The sequence below is a fragment of the Pseudomonas sp. lyk4-R2A-8 genome, assembly GCF_030209095.1.
GTDB classification, from domain to species: Bacteria; Pseudomonadota; Gammaproteobacteria; order Pseudomonadales; family Pseudomonadaceae; genus Aquipseudomonas; species Aquipseudomonas quebecensis.
Window position 1 is genome coordinate 15258 of the sequence record NZ_JARVSS010000022.1, and the last position, 24356, is coordinate 39613.

29 protein-coding genes are annotated in these 24356 nt (G+C 61.0%); 17 read left to right on the plus strand and 12 right to left on the minus strand.

The genetic code is table 11. The features are described 5' to 3' along the window. The first annotated feature begins 4 nt into the window (after window positions 1–4). The 3 genes from QRN10_RS19745 to QRN10_RS19755 all read left to right on the plus strand — a co-directional run bounded on the left by QRN10_RS19745 (window position 5) and on the right by QRN10_RS19755 (window position 2014). Window positions 5–610, plus strand: a complete 606-nt coding sequence (locus tag QRN10_RS19745; RefSeq protein WP_181081851.1) for an arylesterase — start codon at window positions 5–7, stop codon at window positions 608–610. A 58-nt stretch (window positions 611–668) separates the two neighbouring features. Next, entirely contained in the window at window positions 669–962 is a 294-nt protein-coding gene (locus tag QRN10_RS19750) for a hypothetical protein (RefSeq protein ID WP_003172705.1), read from the plus strand. An 83-nt stretch (window positions 963–1045) separates the two neighbouring features. Further along, window positions 1046–2014 (plus strand): L,D-transpeptidase family protein, encoded by a 969-nt coding sequence (locus QRN10_RS19755; protein WP_181081852.1) that lies wholly within the window; start codon window positions 1046–1048, stop codon window positions 2012–2014. Window positions 2015–2146: 132 nt separating this feature from the next. On the opposite strand, the gene oprI is transcribed toward QRN10_RS19755, so the two are convergent. Further along, entirely contained in the window at window positions 2147–2398 is a 252-nt protein-coding gene (gene oprI / locus QRN10_RS19760; protein ID WP_003172710.1) for an outer membrane lipoprotei OprI, read from the minus strand. Window positions 2399–3008: 610 nt separating this feature from the next. Between oprI and QRN10_RS19765 the strand changes: the two genes are divergently transcribed. Then, on the plus strand, window positions 3009–3290 hold the full coding sequence (locus QRN10_RS19765; protein ID WP_253511481.1) for a GNAT family N-acetyltransferase: 282 nt from the start codon (window positions 3009–3011) through the stop codon (window positions 3288–3290). A gap of 70 nt (window positions 3291–3360) precedes the next feature. Here QRN10_RS19765 and QRN10_RS19770 read toward each other — a convergent pair whose 3' ends face one another. Together QRN10_RS19770 and QRN10_RS19775 are read right to left on the minus strand one after the other, a co-directional pair. Beyond that, the gene (locus QRN10_RS19770) at window positions 3361–4437 is read right to left on the minus strand and encodes a 3-deoxy-7-phosphoheptulonate synthase (RefSeq protein WP_181081854.1); all 1077 of its coding nucleotides are present in this window, start codon (window positions 4435–4437) and stop codon (window positions 3361–3363) included. A 130-nt stretch (window positions 4438–4567) separates the two neighbouring features. After that, a complete protein-coding gene (locus QRN10_RS19775; RefSeq protein WP_181081855.1) occupies window positions 4568–5002 on the minus strand; it encodes a PilZ domain-containing protein in 435 nt (144 codons plus the stop codon). Between QRN10_RS19775 and QRN10_RS19780 the strand changes: the two genes are divergently transcribed. From QRN10_RS19780 to cysB, 5 genes are all read left to right on the plus strand, one after another. Next, entirely contained in the window at window positions 5001–5387 is a 387-nt protein-coding gene (locus QRN10_RS19780; protein ID WP_285428958.1) for a YbbN family protein, read from the plus strand. The genes QRN10_RS19775 and QRN10_RS19780 overlap by 2 nt on opposite strands. Further along, on the plus strand, window positions 5384–6346 hold the full coding sequence (locus QRN10_RS19785; protein ID WP_181081857.1) for a putative 2-dehydropantoate 2-reductase: 963 nt from the start codon (window positions 5384–5386) through the stop codon (window positions 6344–6346). The genes QRN10_RS19780 and QRN10_RS19785 overlap by 4 nt, the downstream gene beginning before the upstream one ends. Before the next feature lie 15 nt (window positions 6347–6361). After that, window positions 6362–7273: a 5'-nucleotidase gene (locus QRN10_RS19790; protein WP_181081858.1), complete on the plus strand. Its 912-nt coding sequence runs from the start codon at window positions 6362–6364 to the stop codon at window positions 7271–7273. Window positions 7274–7344: 71 nt separating this feature from the next. Next, the gene (locus QRN10_RS19795; protein WP_181081859.1) at window positions 7345–7845 is read left to right on the plus strand and encodes a universal stress protein; all 501 of its coding nucleotides are present in this window, start codon (window positions 7345–7347) and stop codon (window positions 7843–7845) included. Window positions 7846–7948: 103 nt separating this feature from the next. Then, window positions 7949–8923, plus strand: coding sequence for an HTH-type transcriptional regulator CysB (cysB, locus tag QRN10_RS19800; RefSeq protein WP_017849520.1), 975 nt, complete (start codon window positions 7949–7951; stop codon window positions 8921–8923). 86 nt (window positions 8924–9009) lie between these two features. On the opposite strand, the gene QRN10_RS19805 is transcribed toward cysB, so the two are convergent. Both QRN10_RS19805 and QRN10_RS19810 read right to left on the minus strand, forming a co-directional pair. Then, window positions 9010–9492 carry a GreA/GreB family elongation factor gene (locus QRN10_RS19805; protein ID WP_181081860.1) on the minus strand — a complete coding sequence of 161 codons (483 nt, stop codon included), beginning with the start codon at window positions 9490–9492 and terminating at the stop codon, window positions 9010–9012. A gap of 5 nt (window positions 9493–9497) precedes the next feature. Then, window positions 9498–9866, minus strand: coding sequence for a hypothetical protein (locus tag QRN10_RS19810; protein ID WP_285428959.1), 369 nt, complete (start codon window positions 9864–9866; stop codon window positions 9498–9500). A gap of 132 nt (window positions 9867–9998) precedes the next feature. Here QRN10_RS19810 and earP point away from each other — a divergent pair, with 132 nt between their 5' ends. Both earP and QRN10_RS19820 read left to right on the plus strand, forming a co-directional pair. Then, complete coding sequence (gene earP, locus QRN10_RS19815) at window positions 9999–11132, plus strand: elongation factor P maturation arginine rhamnosyltransferase EarP (RefSeq protein ID WP_285428960.1); 1134 nt, start codon at window positions 9999–10001, stop codon at window positions 11130–11132. 49 nt (window positions 11133–11181) lie between these two features. Further along, a complete protein-coding gene (locus tag QRN10_RS19820) occupies window positions 11182–11754 on the plus strand; it encodes an elongation factor P (protein ID WP_003172723.1) in 573 nt (190 codons plus the stop codon). Window positions 11755–11820: 66 nt separating this feature from the next. Here the strand turns inward: QRN10_RS19820 and QRN10_RS19825 are convergent, their stop codons facing one another. The 4 genes from QRN10_RS19825 to QRN10_RS19840 all read right to left on the minus strand — a co-directional run bounded on the left by QRN10_RS19825 (window position 11821) and on the right by QRN10_RS19840 (window position 15003). Continuing rightward, window positions 11821–12837, minus strand: a complete 1017-nt coding sequence (locus tag QRN10_RS19825; RefSeq protein ID WP_285428961.1) for an alpha/beta hydrolase — start codon at window positions 12835–12837, stop codon at window positions 11821–11823. A 27-nt stretch (window positions 12838–12864) separates the two neighbouring features. Then, a complete protein-coding gene (locus tag QRN10_RS19830) occupies window positions 12865–13284 on the minus strand; it encodes an organic hydroperoxide resistance protein (RefSeq protein ID WP_181081564.1) in 420 nt (139 codons plus the stop codon). Window positions 13285–13519: 235 nt separating this feature from the next. Then, window positions 13520–13972, minus strand: coding sequence for a MarR family winged helix-turn-helix transcriptional regulator (locus QRN10_RS19835; protein WP_253511496.1), 453 nt, complete (start codon window positions 13970–13972; stop codon window positions 13520–13522). 80 nt (window positions 13973–14052) lie between these two features. After that, window positions 14053–15003: a LysR family transcriptional regulator gene (locus tag QRN10_RS19840; protein ID WP_181081566.1), complete on the minus strand. Its 951-nt coding sequence runs from the start codon at window positions 15001–15003 to the stop codon at window positions 14053–14055. Window positions 15004–15112: 109 nt separating this feature from the next. Between QRN10_RS19840 and QRN10_RS19845 the strand changes: the two genes are divergently transcribed. Beyond that, on the plus strand, window positions 15113–15862 hold the full coding sequence (locus QRN10_RS19845) for a sulfite exporter TauE/SafE family protein (protein ID WP_285428963.1): 750 nt from the start codon (window positions 15113–15115) through the stop codon (window positions 15860–15862). On the opposite strand, the gene QRN10_RS19850 is transcribed toward QRN10_RS19845, so the two are convergent. Then, window positions 15852–16733: a LysR family transcriptional regulator gene (locus QRN10_RS19850; RefSeq protein ID WP_285428964.1), complete on the minus strand. Its 882-nt coding sequence runs from the start codon at window positions 16731–16733 to the stop codon at window positions 15852–15854. The genes QRN10_RS19845 and QRN10_RS19850 overlap by 11 nt on opposite strands. A gap of 70 nt (window positions 16734–16803) precedes the next feature. Between QRN10_RS19850 and QRN10_RS19855 the strand changes: the two genes are divergently transcribed. Together QRN10_RS19855 and QRN10_RS19860 are read left to right on the plus strand one after the other, a co-directional pair. After that, a complete protein-coding gene (locus QRN10_RS19855) occupies window positions 16804–17010 on the plus strand; it encodes a DUF1127 domain-containing protein (protein WP_181081569.1) in 207 nt (68 codons plus the stop codon). Window positions 17011–17055: 45 nt separating this feature from the next. Next, window positions 17056–18285, plus strand: a complete 1230-nt coding sequence (locus tag QRN10_RS19860; RefSeq protein WP_285428965.1) for a winged helix-turn-helix domain-containing protein — start codon at window positions 17056–17058, stop codon at window positions 18283–18285. A gap of 101 nt (window positions 18286–18386) precedes the next feature. Here the strand turns inward: QRN10_RS19860 and QRN10_RS19865 are convergent, their stop codons facing one another. After that, window positions 18387–19733 (minus strand): class II 3-deoxy-7-phosphoheptulonate synthase, encoded by a 1347-nt coding sequence (locus QRN10_RS19865; protein WP_253511505.1) that lies wholly within the window; start codon window positions 19731–19733, stop codon window positions 18387–18389. A 124-nt stretch (window positions 19734–19857) separates the two neighbouring features. On the opposite strand from QRN10_RS19865, the gene QRN10_RS19870 reads away from it, so the two are divergent. Together QRN10_RS19870 and QRN10_RS19875 are read left to right on the plus strand one after the other, a co-directional pair. Next, entirely contained in the window at window positions 19858–20613 is a 756-nt protein-coding gene (locus QRN10_RS19870) for a spermidine synthase (protein WP_181081572.1), read from the plus strand. 449 nt (window positions 20614–21062) lie between these two features. Beyond that, window positions 21063–22736: a DEAD/DEAH box helicase gene (locus QRN10_RS19875; protein WP_181081573.1), complete on the plus strand. Its 1674-nt coding sequence runs from the start codon at window positions 21063–21065 to the stop codon at window positions 22734–22736. Between the two features lie 77 nt (window positions 22737–22813). Here the strand turns inward: QRN10_RS19875 and QRN10_RS19880 are convergent, their stop codons facing one another. Beyond that, window positions 22814–23581, minus strand: coding sequence for a DODA-type extradiol aromatic ring-opening family dioxygenase (locus tag QRN10_RS19880; RefSeq protein ID WP_253511508.1), 768 nt, complete (start codon window positions 23579–23581; stop codon window positions 22814–22816). A 103-nt stretch (window positions 23582–23684) separates the two neighbouring features. Here QRN10_RS19880 and QRN10_RS19885 point away from each other — a divergent pair, with 103 nt between their 5' ends. After that, entirely contained in the window at window positions 23685–24341 is a 657-nt protein-coding gene (locus QRN10_RS19885) for a thiopurine S-methyltransferase (protein WP_285428966.1), read from the plus strand. Window positions 24342–24356: the final 15 nt, after the last annotated feature.

A 24356-nucleotide genomic window follows, 5' to 3' on the forward strand; every position in this document is an offset into this window, starting at 1 on the left:
TCCGATGCGAATGTGGTTTTTGAGTGCTGGCCTGGCCTTGATGTGCATGGCGCAGAACGCAGCGGCGGGTACAGTCCTGATCGTTGGCGATAGTATCAGTGCCGGTTTCGGCCTGGATACCCGCAAAGGGTGGGTGGCATTGCTGGAGCAACGCCTCAAGAAGGAAGGTTTCGACGATAAAGTCGTCAACGCTTCCATCAGCGGCGACACCAGTGCCGGCGGCCTCGCGCGGCTGCCGGCGGCGCTTGCGGCGCATAAGCCGCAGGTGGTGGTTATCGAGTTGGGCGGCAATGACGGCCTGCGCGGCCAGCCACCTGCGCAATTGCAACAAAATCTTGCTTCGATGATTCAGCAGTCTCAGGACAGCGGAGCGAAGGTGCTCCTGCTGGGCATGCAGATTCCACCCAATTATGGAAAGCGCTACGTCGAGGCTTTCAACAAAGTCTTCGGCGATGTGGCGCAGCAAAAAAAGGTGCCGCTGGTGCCGTTTTTCCTGGAGGGGGTCGGCGGTCATCCCGAGCTGATGCAGGCCGATGGCCTGCACCCGGCGGTGGGTGCCCAGGACAAGTTGCTGGAAAATGTCTGGCCATCGCTCAAACCGCTGTTATGACGCTTTTCTACCGGCAGGCTTTCGGCTAAGGTGGCGCCCCCCTGATTTGGAGCCCTCGATGTCGCGTCCTGCCTGGTCCCTGTTTAATTACCAACTGATCGAGCCGGACGAGCAGCTGGATCTGTTCGCCTGCCAGGAAGTGCGGGTGCATCTGGTGACGCGTCAATTGGAACTGGGCGGCTCCATCGACCGTACGCTGTGCGGCACTTTATTGCCGGCCCAGCCACGCTGGTCGCTGGTGGATCGTTCGATCTTCCAGGATCAGCGCCTGTGCCCCCTGTGCCGGGCTATCCTTGAATCCCAAAAGCGCGGCACCCCGCCGATCTGGCCGGAACTGCGGTTTGAGCTTTAGAAGCAGCTGCAGGCGTGGGGCTATAAGTTGTAAGCTAGCGATTCGTCTTTAACCTACCCGTCGTTCTGCGAAGGATTTTTCGGATGTTCTCGCGCCTTTCCGTCGTTACCTGCTGCCTGTCTCTTGCTGCCCTGTGTGCGGCCGGCCCGGCGGCGGCCCTGCAGTTGCCCTTGCCCCCTCCGGGCGAAGACATCGTCGGCCAGGTCCAAGTGATCAAGGCCAAGTACGAAGACACCTTTGCCGACCTGGGCACCACCTATGATCTGGGCTATTCGGAGATGGTTGCCGCCAACCCTGGCGTGGATGCCTGGTTGCCGGGCGCGGGTACGGAGATTGTGCTGCCGACGCGCTTCATCCTGCCGCCGGGGCCGCGCGAGGGTATTGTGATCAACCTCGCGGAATACCGGCTTTATTACTACCCCAAGGGGCAGGACGTGGTGTACACGTTCCCGCTGGGGATCGGTCGTGAAGGATGGGGCTCGCCGATTGCCCACACCAGTATCATCGCCAAGACGCCGAACCCGACCTGGACGCCGCCGGCCTCGATCAAGGCCGAGCATGCCGCCAATGGCGACCCGCTGCCCAACGTGGTGCCCGCCGGGCCGGACAACCCGTTGGGCCCGTTCAAATTCACCCTGGGCACGCCGGGTTACCTGATCCACGGCTCCAACATGAAGTTCGGTATCGGCACGCGTACCAGCCATGGCTGCTTCCGTATGTTCAACAACAACGTGCTGGAGATGGCCGGCATGGTGCCGGTGGGCACATCGGTGCGCATCATCAACGATGCCTACAAGTTCGGCAGCAGTGGCGGCAAGGTGTACCTGGAGGCGCACACGCCCTTGAACGATGACGGTACGCCGTCGGTGGTCGACAAGCACACCGCTGTGATCAACGCCCTGCTCAAGCGTGAAGACCTGGCCAATAACCTGCGGGTGAACTGGGATCAGGTGCGTGATGTAGTGGCGGCGGAAGACGGCTTGCCCACCGAAATCGGCGTGCCTGGCGCGGCGCCCATGGTTTCCAGTGCGCCGATCGATCTGCAGCAGTAAGCCTGCGTCCTTCTGAACCCGCCACGGCCTCGCGCCGCGGCGGGTTTTTTATTGGCCGGGTTCATGGGGAACTCCAGGCAATAAAAAGCCGATCCAAAAATGGATCGGCTTGGTAACAACCCCGAGGGACTATTACTTGCGGCTAGCTTTTTCAAGCATGCGCAGAGCGCGCTCGTTAGCTTCGTCAGCAGTCTGTTGTGCTTTTTGAGCAGCAGCCAGAGCTTCATCAGCTTTACGGTAGGCTTCGTCTGCACGAGCCTGGGAGCGAGCTGCTGCGTCTTCAGTTGCAGTCAGACGAGCTTCGGTTTCTTTGGAGACGCTGCTGCAACCGGTAGCCAGAACTGCGGCCAGAGCCAGAGCAGAGAATTTCAGAACGTTGTTCATCGTGTTCCCCTTCAAGGACTTTCTGTTAAATGGCTACTTCTCAGATTGAGCTTATAGCCGGCGTACATACTACCCATTACTTGTAGTAAGTAAACTGACGTTGCGCAAGAAGCAAAAAAAATTCTCGCAGCGAATCTGTTTTGGCTAACCTTTCGTAGGGTTGTATAAAAACTGTTCAATTTTTTGCCCGTGCACACCGCTGAAGGTCAGCTGAGAGGGCCGGCCGGCATGCGTTGCGCCTTGTACACAGATGAAAAATTATATAACTACCCAGGCACTTTCGTTGCGCCTGATGGCGTCTGGACAGGCATCTTTTTAAGCATGTAGAGGTGACTTTAAGAGCGCCTGTTCGTCTCAAGGTTCAACTGCCGGCAATGTTCAGGCTTTCGATCTTCCAGAGGTCGAAGCCCTTTCTATATCCGCCAGCGGCGGGGGATGGTGCATGCGCCTTGAGCAATTGCAGGATTGGTGCCTACTATTCCCTACGGGCTGGTTGTGAGCGCTATAGGTTTCTCGTTGTCGAAACCGGCACGGGTTGGCGTAGATGTTCCTTCGCCGGAAAAACATCGGTAAGGTAAGGGGCACACACCAAGACCCGCGAGGAGTAGTGATGAGCGAGGCGTTGTCCATCCACCATGACCAGACAGGTCATCAGTTCGAGACCACTGTGGACGGTCATCGTGCCTACCTGACCTACATGGATCTCGGCAAGCAGACCCTGGATATCTATCGCACCTTCGTGCCCAACGCGCTAAGAGGCCGTGGCATTGCGGCGGCGTTGACCGAGGAGGCGTTGCAGTTCGCAGAAAAGGCGGGCTATACGGTGATCCCGTCCTGCTCCTACGTGGAGCGCTACATGGAGCGCCATCAGCGCCATGCTGCAAAGCTGTAAGTTTTAGACAACTGCACACAAAAACGCCGGGTTCAGCCCGGCGTTTTTGTGTGCGCGATACGAGGCGGGTTCAGCCGCGTGTGCGCTTGGGCAATACGTCCCTGAGCTTGGCGTGCATGCTGCGCAAGGTGTTTTCGGTGGCGGCCCAATCGATGCAGGCATCGGTGATCGATACACCGTACTGCAAATCGGCCAAGTCCTTTGGAATGGCCTGGCAGCCCCAGTTCAAGTGGCTCTCGACCATCAGGCCGATGATCGACTGGTTACCTTCCAGGATCTGATTGGCGACGTTTTCCATTACCAGCGGCTGCAGGGCCGGGTCCTTGTTGGAGTTGGCGTGGCTGCAGTCAACCATGATGTTCGGCTTGATCTTGGCTTTGTTAAGCGCCTGTTCGCACAGCGCGACACTGACCGAGTCGTAGTTGGGCTTACCGTTGCCGCCCCGCAGCACCACATGACCGTAGGCGTTGCCCTTGGTGGTGACGATGGAGACGCCGCCTTCCTGGTTGATACCCAGGAAACGGTGAGGGCTGGACACCGACTGCAGCGCGTTGATCGCCACGGTCAGGCCGCCGTCGGTGCCATTCTTGAAGCCCACGGCCGACGACAGGCCGGACGCCATTTCGCGGTGGGTCTGGGATTCGGTGGTGCGCGCACCGATGGCCGACCAACTGATCAGGTCCTGCAGGTACTGCGGGGAAATCGGGTCCAGCGCTTCGGTGGCGGTGGGCAGGCCCATTTCTGCCAGGTCCAGCAGCAATTGACGGCCGATGTGCAGACCGTCCTGGATCTTGAACGAGTCGTCCAGGTACGGGTCGTTGATCAAACCCTTCCAGCCAACGGTGGTGCGCGGTTTCTCGAAGTAGACGCGCATGACCAGGTACAAGGTGTCGGACACTTCCGCTGCCAGCACTTTGAGACGTTCGGCGTATTCGTGGGCGGCCTTGAGGTCGTGGATCGAGCAAGGGCCGATTACCACAAACAGGCGGTGGTCGGTGCCGTCAAGAATGTTTCGAATGACTTCGCGGCCCTTGGTGACGGTCTGCAGGGCAGACTCGCTCAACGGGATTTCGCGCTTGAGCTGATCTGGGGTGATCAGGGTCTCGTTGGATTCGACGTTTAGGTCATTGATCGGTAAATCAGCCATCGTGTTACTCGTCAGGGTCACGGGTGCTGGCCGCCAGCCATTCCCGTGCGGCGGTGCACAGCATGATTTGGATGCAGGGGGGAGGAACCTTAGCGCGTAATACGGGCCCGCGACAATGGGCTGGGCGGGTTTAATCCCGCGCCGGCTGCACAAACGCTTCGTGGGAGAACTCCAGAGCATGACGCGCCACCCACTCTCGGGCCAGGGCCTCGAACTGCAGCGGTGTCGGCTGTGCATCATCGTGCTGGCGGCAGTAGCGTTCTATCCGGCATGCTTGTTCCCCCATTCGCGCGCCGAACAAGGCATGTTCGTCGGTAAACGAAATGCCCACGCGATAGCCGCTTTCCACCTTGCGGCACCAGGCCACGTACCCTGGATAGCGCGCACTGGCGCCCAGTGAGGGAATATGCAAGTCAACTGCGCTGCCCTGGCGCCAGGCGCGGGGCGACTGGCAGGCGACACCGCCCAGGCCGACGGCGTGCAGGCGTTGGCGGGGAATGGCAGGGGAGGGACGTTGGATTAACTCGACAGCGACATCATCAGGGTGAGGTAAAAAACGACCCATGTACACGGACTCCGAGCACCGTCCCGTTGACGGCGGTGGCAGCAGTATAGTGAAGGAACTGGAATTGACCGACCTGGATATTGACCAGCAATTGCTGGGATTGCCAGGGGTTTCGCTGCTGGTATTCGTCAGCGCCGGTTGTGCCAGTTGCCGCTGGGCACGCCAGCAATTGCCGGGCTGGCGCTTGGCGGTGGACCGTGTGTGCTGGGTGGATGCGGGGAATAATGGCGGCGCGGTGGAGCGATACCAGATCTTTCATTTGCCGGCGCTGTTTGTGGTGTGCGAGGGTCGATTCCTTGGGCAATTGCAGACACGTCTTACACCCGCGGCCATTACCGAGGCCGTAAATGAAGCGCTAACCCGTCTACCTGAGGAATTGCCATGACAGCAGTTGCACCCCACTCGCCGCGTATCGGCATCATCGGCACCGGCGCCATCGGTGGCTTCTACGGCTTGATGCTGGCGCGCGCCGGGTTCGATGTGCACTTCCTGCTGCGCAGTGAATATGCCGCAGTGAGCGCCCATGGCCTGCGGGTGAACAGTAAGGTGCATGGCACTTTGCACCTGCAGCCGGTGCAGGCCTATGCCCGTGCGGCCGATATGCCACCCTGCGATTGGTTGCTGGTGGGCACCAAGTCGACCGGGAATCTGGAGCTGGCTCCGACCCTGGCCCAGGTGGCGGCCCCGGACGCCAAGGTGGTGTTGCTGCAAAACGGCCTCGACGTCGAAGACAGCCTGCGCGAACACCTGCCCCCGTCGCTGCACTTGCTGGGTGGCTTGTGCTACATCGGCGTACACCGCTCCGGCCCCGGCGTTGTCGAGCATGAGGCGTTGGGGCGGGTTAATCTGGGCTACCACAGCGGCGCGGCAGCCAATGATGAGGGGCGTCGGACAGCAATAGTCGAAGCCGGTGCCGCGTTGTTTCACCAGGCCGGGATCGAATCCCAGGCCATGGCCAATGTGCATCAGGCGCGCTGGCATAAGTTAGTGTGGAACGTGCCGTTCAACGGGCTCTCTGTGCTCTTGAAAACCGGCACCACCGCCATGATGGCCGACGAATCGAGCCGCGAGCTGATCCAGGCGCTGATGGCCGAAGTGGTGCAGGCTGCCCACGCCTGCGGCCATGACATCCCGGCAAGCTACGCGGGGCAGATGTTCGCCATGACCGAAACCATGGACGATTACCTGCCCAGCATGTATCACGACTATATGCACAAACGCCCGTTGGAACTGGCGGCGATCTATGCGCGCCCGCTATCGGCCGCCAGGGCCGCCGGGTGCGAGTTGCCGCGCATGCGGGCGCTCTATCAGGCCTTGAGCTTTATTGATCGGCACAACCGCTGATTCGGGGGGACGCACATGGCAAAGGGATTGGGCGACAAGCTGGTGCTGGCGATTTCATCGCGGGCGCTGTTCGACCTCGGCGAAAGCCACAGGATTTACCTGGCCGAAGGTGTGGAGACCTACCGTAAATATCAGATCGACCACGAAGAAGAGATTCTCGAGCCCGGCGATGCCTTCCCGCTGGTCAGGAAACTGCTGAACCTCAACGCCAGCCTGGGCCGCGCCCGGGTCGAGGTGGTGCTGGTGTCGCGCAACAGTGCCGACACCGGACTGCGGGTATTCAACTCGATCCAGCATTACGGCCTGGATATTTCCCGCGCCGCTTTCGCCGGAGGGCGTAGTCCATATCCTTATTTGGCAGCGTTCGGTTGTCATCTGTTTCTTTCCACCCATGCTGAAGATGTGCGCAGTGCCCTGGATGCCGGCTTCGCGGCGGCGACGATTTTGTCGGGCGGCCCACGGCGGGCGTGCAGCGAGGAGCTGCGGATCGCCTTTGACGGTGACGCGGTGCTGTTCTCCGATGAGTCCGAGCGCGTGTACCAGGCCGGTGGGCTGGCGGCGTTCCAGGCCAGCGAGCGCGAGTCGGCGCGCCAGCCGTTGCACGGCGGGCCGTTCAAGGGATTCCTCGCGGCGTTGAATTTGCTGCAGCGTGAGTTTCCCGATGAGGCGTGCCCGATCCGTACGGCCCTGGTTACCGCGCGTTCGGCGCCTTCCCATGAGCGGGTGATTCGCACCTTGCGGGAATGGGACATCCGGCTGGACGAATCGCTGTTTCTCGGTGGCCTGGAGAAGGCCGCGTTCCTTGAGGCGTTTGCCGCCGATGTGTTTTTCGATGACCAGGCCGGTCATTGTGAGAAAGCCAGGGAGGTGGTAGCCACCGGGCATGTGCCCCATGGCATCAGCAACGAAGTCGGAACCCAGGTCTGAAGCAGTCGAAATCAATGCGGCGCTGCTAAGCTGATTTGATCTGCGCCATCCTGGCCGTCCAGGAGGTTTTTATGATTGGTTCGATGCTGTACGCCACGGACCTTGGTCTGTACGCGCCGTACGTGATGCAACATGCATTGGCGCTTGCGCGAACGTTCAAGGCGGATCTGTATGTGATTCACGTGGTGGAGCCGATCGGGCTGTTTGCCGAATCGGTGCTGCACAGTTATCTCGATGAACAGAGCCTGAATGAGTGGCGCAGTGAGGGCCTGCGCACAATGATTGCCACCATCGAACAGCGGGTACTGGACAGTTTTCGTGAGGAGTTGGGGGAGGGGGGGCAGGATTTGCAATTGATCCGCTCGGTGCGCGTGATCCAGGGCGATCCTTGCGAGGTGATACTCGACCAACTGCGTAAACTTTCCGTGGACCTGTTGATCGTAGGAAGTCACAGCTGCGCCAGCGCGGCGGCCACGCCACTGGGGCGCACGGCTTCGCGGGTGGTGCAGCTGTCCACGGTACCGGTTTATCTGGTGCCGTCGCTGCAACGTCGACGAAGTGATGACGTGTGAGTGGAGTAAAGGATAAAAAGTTCTAGATTTATCCTCCAAACCTTTAATATAGTTATATACCGTCGCTGATACCCGTGGCGTCTATCTGCTTTGAGGGATTGATATGAAGCTTCAACAACTGCGCTACATCTGGGAAGTGGCGCACCACGACCTCAACGTTTCCGCTACTGCTCAAAGCCTTTACACCTCGCAACCCGGTATCAGCAAGCAGATCCGCCTGCTCGAAGACGAGTTGGGCGTCGAAGTGTTCGCGCGCAGCGGCAAGCATCTCACCCGCGTTACGCCGGCCGGTGAGCGCATTATCACCACCGCCGGCGAAATCCTGCGAAAAGTCGAAAGCATCAAGCAGATCGCCCAGGAATTTTCCAACGAGAAAAAGGGCACCCTGTCGATCGCCACCACCCACACCCAGGCGCGCTATGCGCTGCCTCCGGTGATCCGCGATTTCATCAAACAGTACCCGGACGTGGCGCTGCACATGCATCAAGGCTCGCCGATGCAGATCGCCGAGATGGCCGCTGACGGCACCGTCGATTTCGCCATCGCCACCGAGGCGCTGGAGCTGTTCGGCGATCTGGTCATGATGCCCTGCTACCGCTGGAACCGTTGCGTGGTGGTGCCTCAGGGCCACCCGTTGGCCAAGCTGCCGAAGCTGACCCTCGAAGCCCTCGCGGAATACCCGATCGTGACCTATGTGTTCGGGTTCACGGGGCGTTCCAAGCTCGATGAGGCCTTCAGCCATCGCGGCCTCACGCCCAAAGTGGTGTTTACCGCCGCCGATGCCGACGTGATCAAGACTTACGTGCGCCTGGGCCTGGGCGTGGGCATCGTCGCCAAGATGGCGGTGGACACCCAGCTCGATAAAGACCTGGTGGTGCTGGATGCCAGTGAGTTGTTCGAGTCCAGCGTGACCAAGATCGGCTTCCGTCGCGGAACCTTCCTGCGCGGGTTCATGTGCGATTTCATCGAAAAATTCGCCCCGCACCTCACCCGCGAAGTCATGGCCAAGGCTATCCAGTGCCACAACAAGCAGGAACTGGAAGAGCTGTTCGACGGTGTGGAGCTGCCGGTTCACTGATTGGCCCGGCTCGTGGCGGCCGTTTTGCGATAGCGCGCCGTTCGAATCACCTTTGCGTCCTTAGGTGATTCGAGCGCGCGCTCAAGTTATTTGGCCTCGGTAACCGTGAAGTGTTGCCGAGCGCCTGCCACCAGAATCTCCACGTCATCGCCTTCGAATTTGCCCAGCAGGTTTTTGCCCAGAGGCGAGCGCGGGGTAATGACGGTGACCGGCTGGCCCACCACGTCCACTTTCAACCCCGCCCCATCGGGTGCCAGGAACAGCCACTGCTGGCGCCCGTTGTCATCTTCCAGGCCCAATAGCGCGCCGACTTCTATGCCGCGCTGGTCATCGTATGCCCGCAGTTGCAGGTTCTGGCACAGCGTCAGCGCCTGTTTGATTTCCTCAACCCGTTTAGCCTGCCCGGCTGCCAGGTAAGAGGCCTCCAGCCCCAGCGTGTCGTATTTGTTCTCGGCGATGTTTTCTTCGTGGGTCGCGGTTTCGTACGCGGTCTGCGCGGCCCGTTGGGCGATGTCGAGATCATCGCCGAGCTTTTCCAGAATGAGTGTGTGGACAGCGTGTTTATTCATGGTCATCAATCGCAGAATTGCAGGACATTGGCCCGGGACTTCTCGTTCGGTGCGTTCTGGTCCTGTTGCAGCCAGAACTGGCATTTGGGGTTGGACAGATTGCGCGCGTTATTACGCGCCTGATCGAGCGCCTGCTGTTGTTCCTGTTTCTGCAGGTTCTGCTGATACTGCTCGAACATTGGGTTGGGCGGCTGCGGCGCGGCGGCGGCGGGCTTGCCCACCTCTTGCACCGCCTGGGCGATGGGCGCCAACGCTTGAGGGAACAGGTAGCGTGAAGCCAGCCAGGTGGTCAGCGCAATGGCGACGAACCCCAGCCAAAGGCCGAGGGCAATGGCGAGTATCAGCTTGAACGGCGATAACGGACGGTCAGACATGGCGGCCTCCTGGCAGGCATTGACGGCGTGACGGCGATTGTCGCACAGCCACTGTGCAGAATAATCGCGATCAAGCCTTCTGCATCCGCGCATTTATGCGGACAATCGAGCCTTTGATCGATGGAGCCCGGAATGAAAGCCCGCTGGGATATTTTTTGCAGCGTTGTCGATAACTACGGCGACATCGGCGTGACCTGGCGCCTGGCCCGGCAATTGGTGGTTGAGCACCGTTGTGACGTGCGCTTGTGGGTCGATGACCTGCGCGCCTTCGAGCGCATGTGCCCGGACATTGATGTGCGGCAAGGCATGCAATGGCAGGAAGGCGTCGAAGTGCGTCATTGGCCGGCCGAGTGGGTGGACGCGCCTGCGGCGGATGTGGTGATCGCCGCGTTCGCGTGCCAGTTGCCGCCTGACTACATGGAAGGTATGGCCGCACGTGAACGCACGCCATTGTGGATGAACCTGGATTACCTCAGTGCCGAAGAGTGGGTGGTAGGGTGTCACAAGCTGCCGTCGGTGAAGTTCAAGGGCGTGCAGAAGTACTTCTTCTTTCCCGGGTTCCGGCCCGGCACGGGCGGTCTGTTGCGTGAGGCGGGATTGCTGGAGCGACGTACGGCGTTTCAGCAGGATGTCAGTGCGCAGCAATATTTCCTACAGTCCCTCGGCGTGTATCCCGCAGTCGGTGCGCGGCTGATCTCTCTGTTTGCCTACGAAAACGCCGGACTGGCCAGTTGGCTGGAAGTGTTATCGACGGACGGGCGTGCTACTCATCTGTTGGTTCCCGAGGGGCGCATTCTTGGCGATGTGCAGCGCTGGCTGGGCCTGGACCGTCTGACAGCGGGCGACATCCAGCAGCGCGGATCACTGACCGTGCAGGTCATTGCGTTCGTGCGCCAGGAGCAATATGACCGCCTGTTGTGGTGCTGCGACTTCAACGCCGTACGCGGCGAAGACTCGTTCGTGCGCGCCCAATGGGCCGGGCGCCCGCTGCTGTGGCACATCTACCGTCAGGACGAAGACATTCACCTCGATAAGCTCGATGCCTTCCTTGAGCTGTACACCGCCGCCTTATCGGCGGCGGCAAGGGCGGCGTTGATCGGGCTTTGGCAAGCCTGGAACACGGAGGCCGATATGGCTCAAGCGTGGAAAATGCTGCTGGAACATTGGCCGGAGGTGAGCCAACACGCCCAAACATGGTGTCTGGAACAGGGGTTGCAGACCGATCTTGCGACGGCGCTGGTACAGTTTTATGAAAGTTGGATATGATACGCGACCTTGATTTTTGTAAATCCCATCCAAATTTCGGATATACGTAATGAAAACTGGTAAAGAACTGAAACCCGGTACAGTGATCCGTCTCGAAAACGACCCTTGGCTGGTTCAGAAAGCTGAGTTCACCAAGTCTGGTCGTAACAGCGCAATCATGAAGACCAAGCTGAAGAACCTGCTGACCGGTTACAAGACCGAGATCGTCTACAGCGCCGACGACAAACTGGACGACGTGATCCTCGACCGCAAAGAAGCGACCCTGTCCTTCATCAGCGGCGACACCTACACGTTCATGGACACCACCGACTACACCATGTACGAGCTGAACGCTGAAGATATCGAAGCCGTTCTGCCGTTCATCGAAGAAGGCATGGAAGACGTCTGCGAAGCGATTTTCTTCGAAGAGCGCCTGGTTTCCGTAGAGCTGCCGACCACTATCGTGCGTAAGGTTGCCTACACCGAAGGTTCCGCCCGTGGCGACACTTCCGGCAAGGTGATGAAGCCTGCCAAACTGAGCAACGGCACCGAACTGCAAGTGGCCGATTTCATCGAAATCGACGACCTGATCGAAATCGACACCCGCGAAGGTGGTTCGTACAAAGGTCGCGCCAAGAAGTAATTCTGGCTGTGCCGATACGAAAAAAAGCCCGACCTAGCGTCGGGCTTTTTCGTGGGCGCTGCTTGATTACTTCAGGTGTTGCTTAAGCTCATCCGACGCCTGCAGCAGTGCCGAACGCACCGCCGGCACCTGGCTGACTACGTTGAGCAACCCGTAATCGTGGATCATGCCGTTGTAGCGCACAGCCGTCACCGGTACGCCGGCTTCATCCAACTTACGGGCATAGGCCTCGCCCTCGTCGCGCAGCACGTCGGCGCTGGCGGTCTGCACCATGGCCGGCGGCAGGCCTTTAAGTTGTGCGGTGGTGGCGCGCAGCGGTGAGGCGTAGATCTCGGCGCGCTGTTTAGGGTCGGTGGTGTAGTTGTCCCAGAACCACTTCATCATGTTCCTGGTGAGAAAGTACCCTTCGGCGTATTGGTTGTACGAAGCCGTCTCGAAGTTGGCATCCGTCACCGGCCACAACAGCAGTTGGAACTTGATCGCCGGCGTGCCCTTGTCTTTGGCCATCAGGCTGACCACTGCAGCCATGTTGCCGCCGACACTGTTGCCCGCCACTGCCAGGCGCTTGCCGTCGACATTAATTTCCTTGCCGTGCTCGGCCACCCACTTCGTGGCCCCGTAGGCCTGATTGATCGCCACCGGGTAATGCGCTTCGGGTGACGGTGTGTAGTTGACGAACACCGCCGCGGCTCCCGAACCTGCCACCAGGTCGCGTACCAGGCGCTCATGGGTCGGATAATCCCCCAGCACCCAGCCGCCACCGTGGAAGAACATAAACACCGGCAATGTGCCCTTGACCCCGGCCGGACGCACGATGGTCAGGTCCAGCGGCTGGCCGTCGACCTGGATGGTTTTGTGGCTCACGTCCGCCTCGGGCAGCGTCAGCTTAACCCCGGCCTGAGCTCCGGTCAGCACCGCGCGGGCTTCCTTGGGCGTCAGTTGTTCGATCGGCTTGCCGGTGCCGCTGTTCAACGCATCCAGAAAGGCCTGGGTGCTGTGTTCCACATCGCCGGTTGCGGCAAATGCGTTGCCGATGGACAGGGCGAGCAGGGTGCCGGTGAGCGCTTTACCAATGTTGTTCATGTGCTTCTCCTTGGGCGGCAGAGGTGATCAGACGGTTACGTGCAGACGTACATCAACGTTGCCACGGGTGGCGTTGGAGTACGGGCAGACCTGGTGAGCCGCGTCGACCAGGCTTTGCGCGTCATCCTGGGCCAGGCCGGGCAGGCTGATATGCAGATCGATGTCCAGGCCGAAACCGCCGGGGATCTGGCCGATGCCCACGTGGGCAGTGATTGCCGCGTTGTCCGGGACCTTGCGCTTGGTCTGGCCGGCGACGAACTTCAACGCGCCGATGAAGCAAGCCGAATAACCGGCGGCAAACAATTGTTCAGGGTTAGTGGCCTGGCCACCGGCACCGCCCAATTCTTTGGGGGTAGAAAGTTTGACATCGAGAATGTTGTCGCTGGAAACAGCACGACCATCACGGCCGCCGGTGGCGGTGGCTACTGCGGTATAGAGTGTTTGCATGGTAAAGCCCTTGATTTGTTTAGCGCTAAAAGTTTGTGCGCTAAGTAGTTGGTGTGAGCAAATGTATAGCGCTAATGTTTAGTGCGCAAGATAAATTCACAACTATTTTTTGAGGCACTGCAAACCGGGGGTAGGAGAGGGCTTATGCCCGATGACGGTGTGTCAGTGACAGGCGGGCTGGCGGACCCCAGGCTAACGGGGTCGCAAGCCCACGCTCACCTGGGTGTGGCGGTGTTCAGATCGCGTTCTGCAGGTTGCCGCGTAATGCCAGCAAGTCAGCCTGTAGCTTGCGCAATTGCTCAAGCTCCAGACCACTGGCGCCAAGAATGCACTGAGGAATGCCCATGGCCTTATCCTGCAAGGCGCGGCCGGCGTCGGTAAGCTCCACCACCACTACGCGTTCATCTTCACGACTGCGGGTACGGCTGAGCAGGCCTTCTACTTCCAGGCGTTTGAGCAGGGGGGTCAGAGACCCCGGATCGGTCAGCAGACGGCTGCTGATTTCGCCGACGGTCAACCCATCTTCTTCCCACAACACCATCATGGCCAGGTACTGCGGATAGGTCAGGCCAAGCGCTTGCAGCAACGGTTTGTAGACCTTGGTCATCAGCAGCGAGGTGGAGTGCAGCGCGAAGCACAACTGGTTGTCCAGCATCAAGGATTCGCAGGGTGCGGGATTTTTGCTCATGGGTGGTGCCTTAAAAAATAGGTCTGATTTTGAATCTAGCGGGCAAATCTTTAATGCGCCAGGTAATTCTGACCCGCCGTTCAGATCAGCCCGCTTTGCAGCGCCAGGTCCCAGGGCGGCACCGGGCTGAAACGTGACTTGAGGTATTCAAGCAACAAACGACTGCGCGCATTGGGCTGCTGTTCCAGGCGCAGCGCGTAGATCCCGGTGGTTTCCGGGTTGGGCAGGCCTTCCTGGCAGAACAAGGGCAACAGTTCGCCGCGCACCAGATATTCACTGGCCAGCCAGGTCGGCAGGTGAGCGATACCTAATCCGGCCAACGCGCCGCAAAGCAGAGCCTCTGCGTTGTTGGCACTCATGCGGATACGCTGCGGGCGGTAAGTGGCACGGCGCCCGTCGAGTTCGAAGCGCCAGGCGAACATCGGTGCCAGGCCATCCCAGTCCAGGCCGTCGTGGTCGCTCAATTCACGAGGGTGGGTCGGCGTGCCGCGACTTTTCAGGTACGCCGGGCTGGCGCAGGCGATGCGCACGATACTGGCCAAAGGAGTGGCGATCAGCCGCGTATCGACGATATGGCCGGCGCGCAGCACCAGGTCGACTTTGCCCAGATGTGCGCCCTGCATGTCCACGAAGCTGTCGATCAGATGCAGGTGCACATCCAGTCCGGGGTACACGTTGAGAAAGTCGGCGATCACCGGCGCCAGGTGACGTCGACCGAAGGCTGCCGGCGCGTCCACCCGAATCAGGCCTTCCGGCGCGTGACTCAGGGACACCGCTTCGGCTCTCGCCAGTTGCAGCTCGCTGACAATCCGCCGCGCGCGCTCGGCAAACGCCATGCCCGCCGGGGTCGGCACCACCGCGTGGGTGCTGCGTTGGAACAGGCGACTGCCAACCGAATTTTCCAGGCTGTCGATACGTCGGGCCACTGCCGACGGCGTGATCGGATGGCGACGCGCGGCGGCGGAAAAACTGCCGGTCTCCAGCACATCCAGGAAAAGACTCAGTTGATCGGTCAGGGTATTGGGATTCATGGCGGCTGCTTGTGCGAGATCGGCATAGCCATTGTGCGTTGCTGTGCGTTTCCGCGCCAGGCACGACTGCGTAGCATGCAAGGTCTTGGGGTATGCGGAGTCACACACGGTGTTGGATGTAGCGATTTACCTGGTATTGGGCGCGGCCCTCGGCACGGTCGGCGGGCTGTTTGGCATTGGTGGTGGGCTGATTGCTATCCCGGTGCTGGGCGTGCTGTTCGGCCTGGATCAACAGATTGCCCAGGGCACGGCGCTGGTCATGGTGGTGCCCAACGTGATGCTGGCGCTGTGGCGCTATCATCAACGCAACCGTATCGAATTGCGCCACGCCTTACCGTTGGGCGTGATGGGGTTTATCTTCGCCTGGCTGGGATCGATCTGGGCGGTTGGTCTGGATGCCGGGGCGATGCGCATTGGCTTTATCGCGTTTTTGCTGGTGCTGTCGGCTTACAACGTGCTGCGCATGTTCACACGCAACGCGCCGCCTACGGCGCACATGCGCTACAGCTGGCCGTGGCTGGGCGTGTTGGGTGCGGCGTCCGGTTCCATGGGTGGTTTGTTCGGGGTCGGCGGCGCGGTCGTCGCCACACCCGTATTGACCAGCGTGTTCGGCACGACCCAGGTAGTCGCGCAAGGCTTGTCGCTCGCGCTCGCGCTGCCCAGCACCAGCGTGACCCTGGTGACCTATGCCTGGCATCACGAAGTGGATTGGATGATCGGTATGCCGCTGGCCATCGGCGGGTTGCTCAGCATCAGCTGGGGCGTGAAAGTCGCCCATGCGATGCCGGAACGGCTGCTGCGCGGCTTGTTCTGCGGCTTTCTGGTGGCGTGTGCGGTGATGTTGATGTTCAAAGTCTGAAGCCTTCACGGATGTAATCGGCCAGGCACTCGGTGATCGGCGAGGTCATCGTTGCGTTGCGCAACAAATGCAGGTTCATCGACGGCAGCGGCGGGAAGCCTTCGTCGCTGCCGAGCACGCGCAACTCCTCGGTCACCAGGCTTTCCATGCAGATCATCACCGCCAGCCCGGCGTTGACCACCGCCTGGATCGCCGCGACGTTGGTGCTGTGATAGGCCAGGCGATAGTCCCGTCCGGCCGCCTCCAGCGCGGTGCGGGTCCATTGGGTATAGACGCAATCGTTGCCGGACACCGCCAGTGGCAGCGCGTCGTGTTCGTCCGCGCAAAAGCACGGGGACGCGGCCCACACCATGCGCTCGGTACGCAGCAGCTCGCCGAGTTCGTTGCCCGGCTCGCGGCTGACCACGGTTAACGCCAGATCCCGTCGCTGCATCAGCACCGCTGACGACTCACAATGCATCTCGATCTGGATCAACGGATACGCCTTGGAAAATGGCTTGAGAATACCCGGCAGGAAGCGCATCACGTAGTCGTCAGGCGTGCCGATGCGCACCAGCCCGACCATATGCGGCTCACGCAAGGTGTTGAACACTTCGCTGTGCAGCTTGAGGATACGCCGCGCATACCCCAGCAACACCTGGCCCTCCGGCGTCAATCGCACCTGGCGACCCTCGCGCTCAAACAGCTTGCGCTGCAGCACATCTTCCTCCAGGCGCTTCATCTGCATGCTTACCGCCGACTGAGTGCGGTTGACCGACTCACCGGCGCGGGTAAAACCGCCATGATCGGCAATGGCCACGAAGGTGCGCAGTACGTCTGTATCGATACTTGGGTAGCCGGACAATTGATCAATCTCGGAGATGTGTTGCATAAGAAACATTCGTTGGATTGATCATAGCCCCGCGCACACACTGGCGTCATCCCCAAGGGAGGGTGACAGGATGAAAGGTCAGAAAGGTTTTGTGCTGTTGGCGAAGCGCCCGTTTGCCGGGCTGTTTCAGGTCGTGAGCCGGTGGCAGGCATTGCATCAGGAGCGTCAGTTGCTGGCCACTTTGAGCGACGACGCATTGAAGGACCTTGGTCTCAACCGCGCTGACGTTGAGCGCGAGCGTCATCAGCATTTTTGGCAGGACCCGCTGCGAAAATAGCCATGGATGCAGTAGGGTAGGCGGCGAGGCCCGATGGAGACTGACATGCCCGCCGACCCGTGTTTTTCACTCAAGCAAGCGCGCCGCCTGGTGTTGGCGGCCCAAGGCTTCGCCGGGCGGCAGCCGCCGGCGCTGATCAAGGCCGCTCATGTAAACCGCTTGATCGAGCGTCTGGGGGTACTGCAGATCGACTCGGTCAACGCGTTGGTGCGTGCCCATTACCTGCCGCTGTTTTCGCGCCTGGGCAGCTATTCCCCGTCGATTCTCGAACAAGCGGCCTGGAGTCAGGGGCGGCGGCGTTCGTTGTTCGAGTACTGGGGGCATGAAGCCTCGTTGCTGCCGATGGCGCTGTACCCATTGATGCGCTGGCGCATGGCGCGGGCGCAGCAGGGGCAGGGCATTTATGCGCAGATGGCGCGTTTCGGTCGTGAACAACAGGCGGTGATCCAGCGCGTGCTGAAGACCGTGGAGCAACAGGGCGCGCTTGGCGCGGGCAGCCTGTCGACCCGAGCAGAGCGCGCCGGGCCGTGGTGGGACTGGAGTGACGAGAAGCACGCGCTGGAATGGCTGTTCGCGGCAGGCCTGGTCACTGTGGCCGGTCGACGTGGCTTCGAGCGTCTGTACGATTTGCCGGAGCGGGTCATCCCCAGCGATATCCTGCGCATCCGCGTAAGCGAAGCCGAGGCTCAGCGCGCGCTGTTGTTGCACAGCGCCACCGCTTTGGGCGTGGGCACCGAAAAAGACCTGCGCGATTACTTTCGACTGGATCCCGCCGACAGCCGCACTCGCCTCGCCGAGCTGGTGGAGGCGGGCCAGTTGCTCAGTTGTCGGGTGCATGGCTGGAAGCAACCGGCGTACTGCCTGCCAACCCCAACCGTGCCGCGCAAAGTGCTGGCCAGTGCCTTGCTGTCGCCGTTCGATTCACTGATCTGGGAGCGCAGCCGCACTGAGCGTCTATTTGATTTCCGCTACCGGCTGGAGATCTACACCCCGGAACACAAGCGGGTGTACGGCTATTACGTGCTGCCGTTCCTGCACAATGAACGCATCGCCGCGCGGGTTGACCTGCGCGCCGAACGCACCCACTCGCGCCTGGCGGTGCATGCGGTGCATGAAGAAGAGCCGGGCCTGGACGAGGAAGGGATGCAAGCGTTGGCCGTGAATTTGCGCCAGATGGCCGACTGGCTGGGGTTGCAGCAGATACAGCTCAATTGCCAAAGGCCCAGTGCCGATCGATTGCGCGGCGCGATGATCGGCTTGGATGTTGGCCGTTAGGGCCTTATCGCGGGCAAGCCCGGCTCCCACAGGGAATGCTTTGCATCGAACCCTGCATTCCCTGTGGGAGTGGGCTTGCCCACGAGGGCGTCGGCCCAGTCTCAGCGTTTGACCTGCTTCAACGTCTCGGCAATCAGGAACGCCAGTTCCAGCGATTGATCGGCATTCATCCGTGGGTCGCAGTGGGTGTGGTAGCGGTCTGACAAGCCATCCTCGGTGATCGGCCGGGCGCCGCCGATGCATTCGGTGACGTTCTGCCCGGTCATCTCGATATGGATCCCGCCGGCATAGGTGCCCTCGGCCTGATGCACCTGGAAGAACGCTTTCACCTCCGCCAGGATCTGCGCAAAATCCCGAGTCTTGTAGCCGCTGCTGGCCTTGATCGTATTGCCGTGCATCGGGTCGGAACTCCACAGCACCTGCTTGCCCTCGCGCTGCACGGCGCGGATCAGGTTGGGGAGGTGGTCGCCGACCTTGCCGGCGCCCATGCGGGCGATGAGGTTGAGGCGGCCGGGGTCGTTGTCCGGGTTGAGGATGTCGATCAGGCGGATCAGATCGTCCGGGTCCATGCTTGGGCCGACCTTGACCCCGATCGGGTTGTTCACCCCGCGCAGGAATTCGACATGGGCGCCGTCCAATTGGCGGGTGCGGTCGCCGATCCACAGCATATGGGCCGAGCAGTCGTAATAGTCGTTGGTCAGGCTGTCCCGGCGTACGAAGGCCTGTTCATAATTGAGCAGCAACGCTTCGTGGGCGGTGAAGAAGCTGGTTTCGCGCAGTTGCGGCGAACTGTCCATGCCGCAGGCACGCATGAAAGCCAGGGTTTCGTCGATGCGGTCGGCCAGTTGGCTGTATTTGTCGGCCAGCGCCGAGTTGGCAATGAAGTCCAGGTTCCATTTATGCACCTGGTGCAAATCGGCAAAGCCGCCCTGGGCGAACGCGCGCAGCAGGTTGAGGGTGGCGGTGGACTGGTGGTAGGACTGCAGCAGGCGGTCCGGATCGGGCACGCGGCTTTTTTCGTCGAAGCCGATGCCGTTGACGATGTCGCCGCGGTAGGCGGGCAGGGTGATGCCGTCGATGGTTTCATCATTGGCGGAGCGTGGCTTGGCGAATTGGCCGGCCATGCGTCCGACTTTCACCACCGGGCACCCGGCGGCAAAGGTCATCACGATGGCCATCTGCAGCAGCACCTTGAAGGTGTCGCGGATTTTTGCGGCGGAGAACTCGGCGAAACTTTCGGCGCAGTCGCCACCCTGCAGCAGAAAAGCCCGGCCCTGGGTCACTTCGGCAAACTGGCGGCGCAACTCGCGGGCTTCCCCGGCAAACACCAGCGGCGGGTAGCTGGCCAGGCTCTGCTCCACCTGCAACAGGTGCGCGGCGTCCGGGTAGTGGGGTTGTTGCTGGATCGGCAGGGCGCGCCAGCTCTCGGGGCTCCACGGTTGGCTCATCTTGAACTCGATTGGCTGATTGACGGTCGGGCGCCAATGTTATCAGCAATTAGTGCGTGACCTGCTGCCGCCGGTTGGCCGACAATCGCGCCTTTGCCTTACGGTAAACCCTTTAGGAGCAGTGATGACAGAGGAGCGTGTCGAGCGCGTGCTGGCCGAGGTCCATGATGACTTCGGCATGATCCGTGTGCTCGAAGTGGCCGATTACCGGTTTCTCGAATTCGGCGAGGCCATTGAGCAGAGCTGTGTGTTCACTGCCGACCCAAGCTGGCTGGAATACGACTACACCCGCGCCATGCTGATTGGCGCTTTGTGCCACGAGCAGCCGGAGAGCGCGCTGTTCCTCGGCCTGGGTGCCGGTACGCTGACCCAGGCGTGCCTCAAGTTCCTGCCGCTGGAAGACGTGGAGGCCATCGAACTGCGCCCGGATGTACCACGGCTGGCCATCGAGTACATGGGGCTGGACGACGATCCGCGTCTGTATATTCGCATCGGCGATGCCCTGCAGTTGCTGGAAAGCGCGGAAACGGCCGATCTGATTTTCGTCGACCTGTACACGGATGTCGGCCCCGGCGTTGGGCACTTGGCCTGGGCGTTCCTGGAAAACTGCCAGAAGAAGCTCAACCCCGGCGGCTGGCTGGTCATCAACCAATGGGCCACCGACGATGGCAAGCCATTGGGCGCGGCGTTGCTGCGCGGCTTGTACCACCGCCACTACTGGGAATTGCCGGTGAAGGAGGGCAACGTGATCCTGTTGGTGCCATCGGATCTGGATCAAACGTTGGACATGCAGGCGCTCGCGGGCCGCGCCGAAGCGCTGGCGCCGCGACTGGGTTACTCGTTGCAGCCGTTGATCAAGGCGATTCGCCCGGCCACCTGAGCGTGCCTTAAAGCCGACAGGCCCGATGACTTAACGGTGCGGTGCGCGAGCAGGTTTCGGACCTAACGAACGTGCAGGATAGGTGAACCGTTTAAGCGCCTTGACCAGCGGGGCCGGGCCTTTGAAAAACCAAGCCCCTGGCCTGGCGTTGAAAAAGCTCTGGCGCAACGCGCTTTATCGGCGCCCGGCGATAAAAAAAGCTCCCTTTTTCAGGTATTTCCGGTATAGTGCGCGCCGGCCTTTAAGCAGGCCGCGTTTAGGTAGCGCAATTCCCCGAAGTCAGCTTCGGCTGCACGTCCGCACAGCGGACTCTTCCTTGACGAATCTTTTTCATTCATTCGTTTTCGCAAATCCCCGCCGACAAAGCAGCCAGGGCGACTCTTGAGTCTCAACACGGCATGCGCAGCTTTGGAGCATGGGTCTTTGCGGATGCACTCAGAGGCAGACCCATGACCCAGGAAACCGGCGGCTTCGCCGCTTTTAATCTTAACCCGAACATTCTTGCAGCCGTCGCAGCGACCGGCTACGAAGAACCTTCGGCTATCCAGCAGCAATCGATCCCGATCATCATGGCCGGCAAGGACATGATCGGCCAGGCGCAAACCGGTACCGGTAAAACCGCCGCGTTCGCCCTGCCTATCCTGCACTGCATCGATCCTGCCAAGCGCGAACCGCAAGCCCTGATCCTGGCGCCAACCCGCGAGTTGGCGCTGCAAGTAGCAACCGCTTTTGAAACCTACGCCAAGCAAATGCCGGGCGTTACTGTCGTGGCCGTCTACGGCGGTGCGCCGATGGGCCCGCAGCTCAAGGCCATCCGCAACGGCGCGCAGATTGTTGTCGCCACTCCAGGCCGTCTGTGCGACCACCTGCGTCGCGACGAGAAAGTCCTGTCGACCGTAAACCACCTGGTGCTCGACGAAGCTGACGAAATGTTGAAGCTGGGCTTCATGGATGACCTGGAAGTCATCTTCAAGTCCTTGCCGGCGACCCGTCAGACCGTACTGTTCTCGGCCACCCTGCCACAGTCGATCCGTGCCATTGCCGAACGCCACCTGCGCGATCCGGAGCACGTGAAGATCCAGACCAAGACTCAGACCGTGACCGCGATCGAACAGGCTCACCTGTTGGTTCACGCTGACCAGAAGACCTCGGCGGTATTGAGCCTGCTGGAAGTCGAAGACTTCGATGCCCTGATCATGTTCGTGCGCACCAAGCAAGCGACCCTGGACCTGGCCAGCGCCCTGGAAGCCAAAGGCTACAAGGCCGCTGCGCTGAACGGCGACATTGCCCAGAACCAGCGTGAGCGCGTGATCGACTCCCTCAAGGATGGCCGTCTGGACATCGTTGTGGCGACTGACGTTGCCGCCCGTGGCCTCGACGTTCCACGTATCACCCACGTGTTCAACGTTGACATGCCTTACGACCCCGAGTCCTACGTTCACCGTATCGGCCGTACCGGCCGCGCCGGTCGCGAAGGTCGCGCACTGCTGCTGGTGACGCCACGTGAGCGCCGCATGCTGCAGGTGATCGAACGCGTCACCGGTCAGAAAGTTGCAGAAGTCCGCCTGCCGGATGCCCAGGCCGTTCTCGATGCCCGCATCAAGAAACTGACCAACAGCCTGGCCCCCCTGGTGGCTGACGCTGAATCGACCCACGGCGACCTGCTGGATCGCCTGACCGCCGATATCGGTTGCACTCCACGTGCCCTGGCCGCTGCGCTGCTGCGCAAAGCGACCAACGGTCAGGCCCTGACCCTGGCAGCCATCGAGAAAGAACGTCCACTGGTACCGAACAGCGCGCCACGCGGTGATCGTCCAGAGCGTTCCGGCGACCGTCCAGACCGTGGTGATCGTGAGCGTCGCGCTCCGGTTCCATTGGCTGAAGGTCGTGCCCGTTGCCGTACCGCCCTGGGCGCGCGCGATGGTATCGCTGCCAAGAACCTGCTGGGCGCTATCCTCAACGAGGGTGGTCTGGCACGTGAAGCCATCGGTCGTATCCAGGTCCGCGACAGCTTCTCCCTGGTGGAGCTGCCGGAAGACGGTCTGGAAAAACTGCTGACCAAGCTCAAAGACACACGCGTTGCCGGTAAGCAGCTGAAGCTGCGTCGCTACCGCGAAGATTGATCCGCCCCCTGGGTTGATTGATCGCACAAAAAAAATCCCCGACCGGTTCGGGGATTTTTTTTGCCTGGGTTTTGCGCTCAGTCGAAGCGGTAGATGTCCATGCCCAGCGCGCCCATCGTAAAGCCCTGGTGGGCCACACTGAACGCGCCGCCGGCCCCGCGTGCGAAGTACAAGGGCAGCAGGTGCTCATCGCTGGGATGGTTGCGTACGGCGTGCGGTGCCCGCAGGCGATAATCGTGCAGCGCGGCTTCGTCATCTGCCACGAGCTTTTCCACGATCCAGTCGCGGAACGCGCGAGCCCAGGGCTCTATGCTTTCCGGCCCGGCGTGCCAGTCCAGCTCACCCAGGTTGTGGGTGATGCTGCCGGAGCCGATCAGCAGCACGTGCTGTTTTCGCAGGTCGGCAAGGGCACGGCCCACGCGGGTTTGCAGGGCGGGGCCCATGCGACTGGGCAGCGACACCTGCACCACCGGAATATCCGCCGCCGGGTACATCAGCGACAGCGGCACCCAGGTACCGTGGTCGAACGGGCGCTGGTTGTCGATGCGCGCGCTCAGGCCGTCGGCCTGGAGCAAGTCGACGATGGCGTGGGCCAACTCCGGGGCGCCGGGGGCGGGATACTGCACGGCGAACAGTTCGCGAGGGAAGCCGCCGAAATCGTGCCAGGTTTCGGGAGCTGCATTGCCACTGACCAGCAATTCCTGGCTTTCCCAATGCGCCGACACCACCACAATCGCTGTTGGCCTTGGCAGGTGCGCCGCCAATTGCCGCAGCGCCGGCCCGGAGGCGCCGGGCTGCAGGGCCAGCATGGGCGAACCGTGGGAGATAAACAGGCTGGGGAGCATAAAAGGGGTCCTGAGCGTTAACATGGGCCCATCTTTAATCAGATCATTGATCTAAATCTAATATAAGTTTTAGCTCCATTTGATCGACTTTTCGGGGGGAGTCATGGAACCTGAATTCTGGCTTGACCGTTGGGCGCGCAATCAGATCGGCTTTCACCTGGCCGAGGTCAACCCTTACTTGCAGCGGCACTGGCCCTCACTGGGTCTGGCTCACGGTGCGCAGGTGTTGGTGCCGCTGTGCGGCAAAAGCCTGGACCTGATATGGCTGGCCAGCCTGGGTCATCGTGTGCTTGGGGTGGAGCTGTCGGAGCAGGCCGTGCAGGCCTTCTTCGGTGAGCAGGGCCTGCAGCCGCGAATGGCACGGCACGGTGAGTTCACGGTTTATCGGGCCAGCTCGATCGAGGTGTGGTGCGGGGATTTCTTTGCGTTGGACGCCGAGGCATTGGCCGATTGCACAGCGCTGTACGACCGTGCCGCGTTGATCGCTTTACCGCCGTTGCTACGGGCGCGCTATACCGAGCACTTGAACCAGGTGCTGCGCCCTGGCTGTGAGGGCCTGTTGATCACCCTGGATTACGATCAGGCACTCAAGGCCGGGCCGCCGTTTGCCGTGGCCCATGACGAGGTGCAGGTGTTGCTGGGCTCGCATTGGACGGTGGATGTGCTGGAAGAGCGCGACATCCTCGACGAGAGCTGGAAGTTCGTGCAGGACGGTGTCACGCGCCTGGACGAACGTGCCTACCGGCTGACCAGGATATAAATCGCGCCCGCAAAA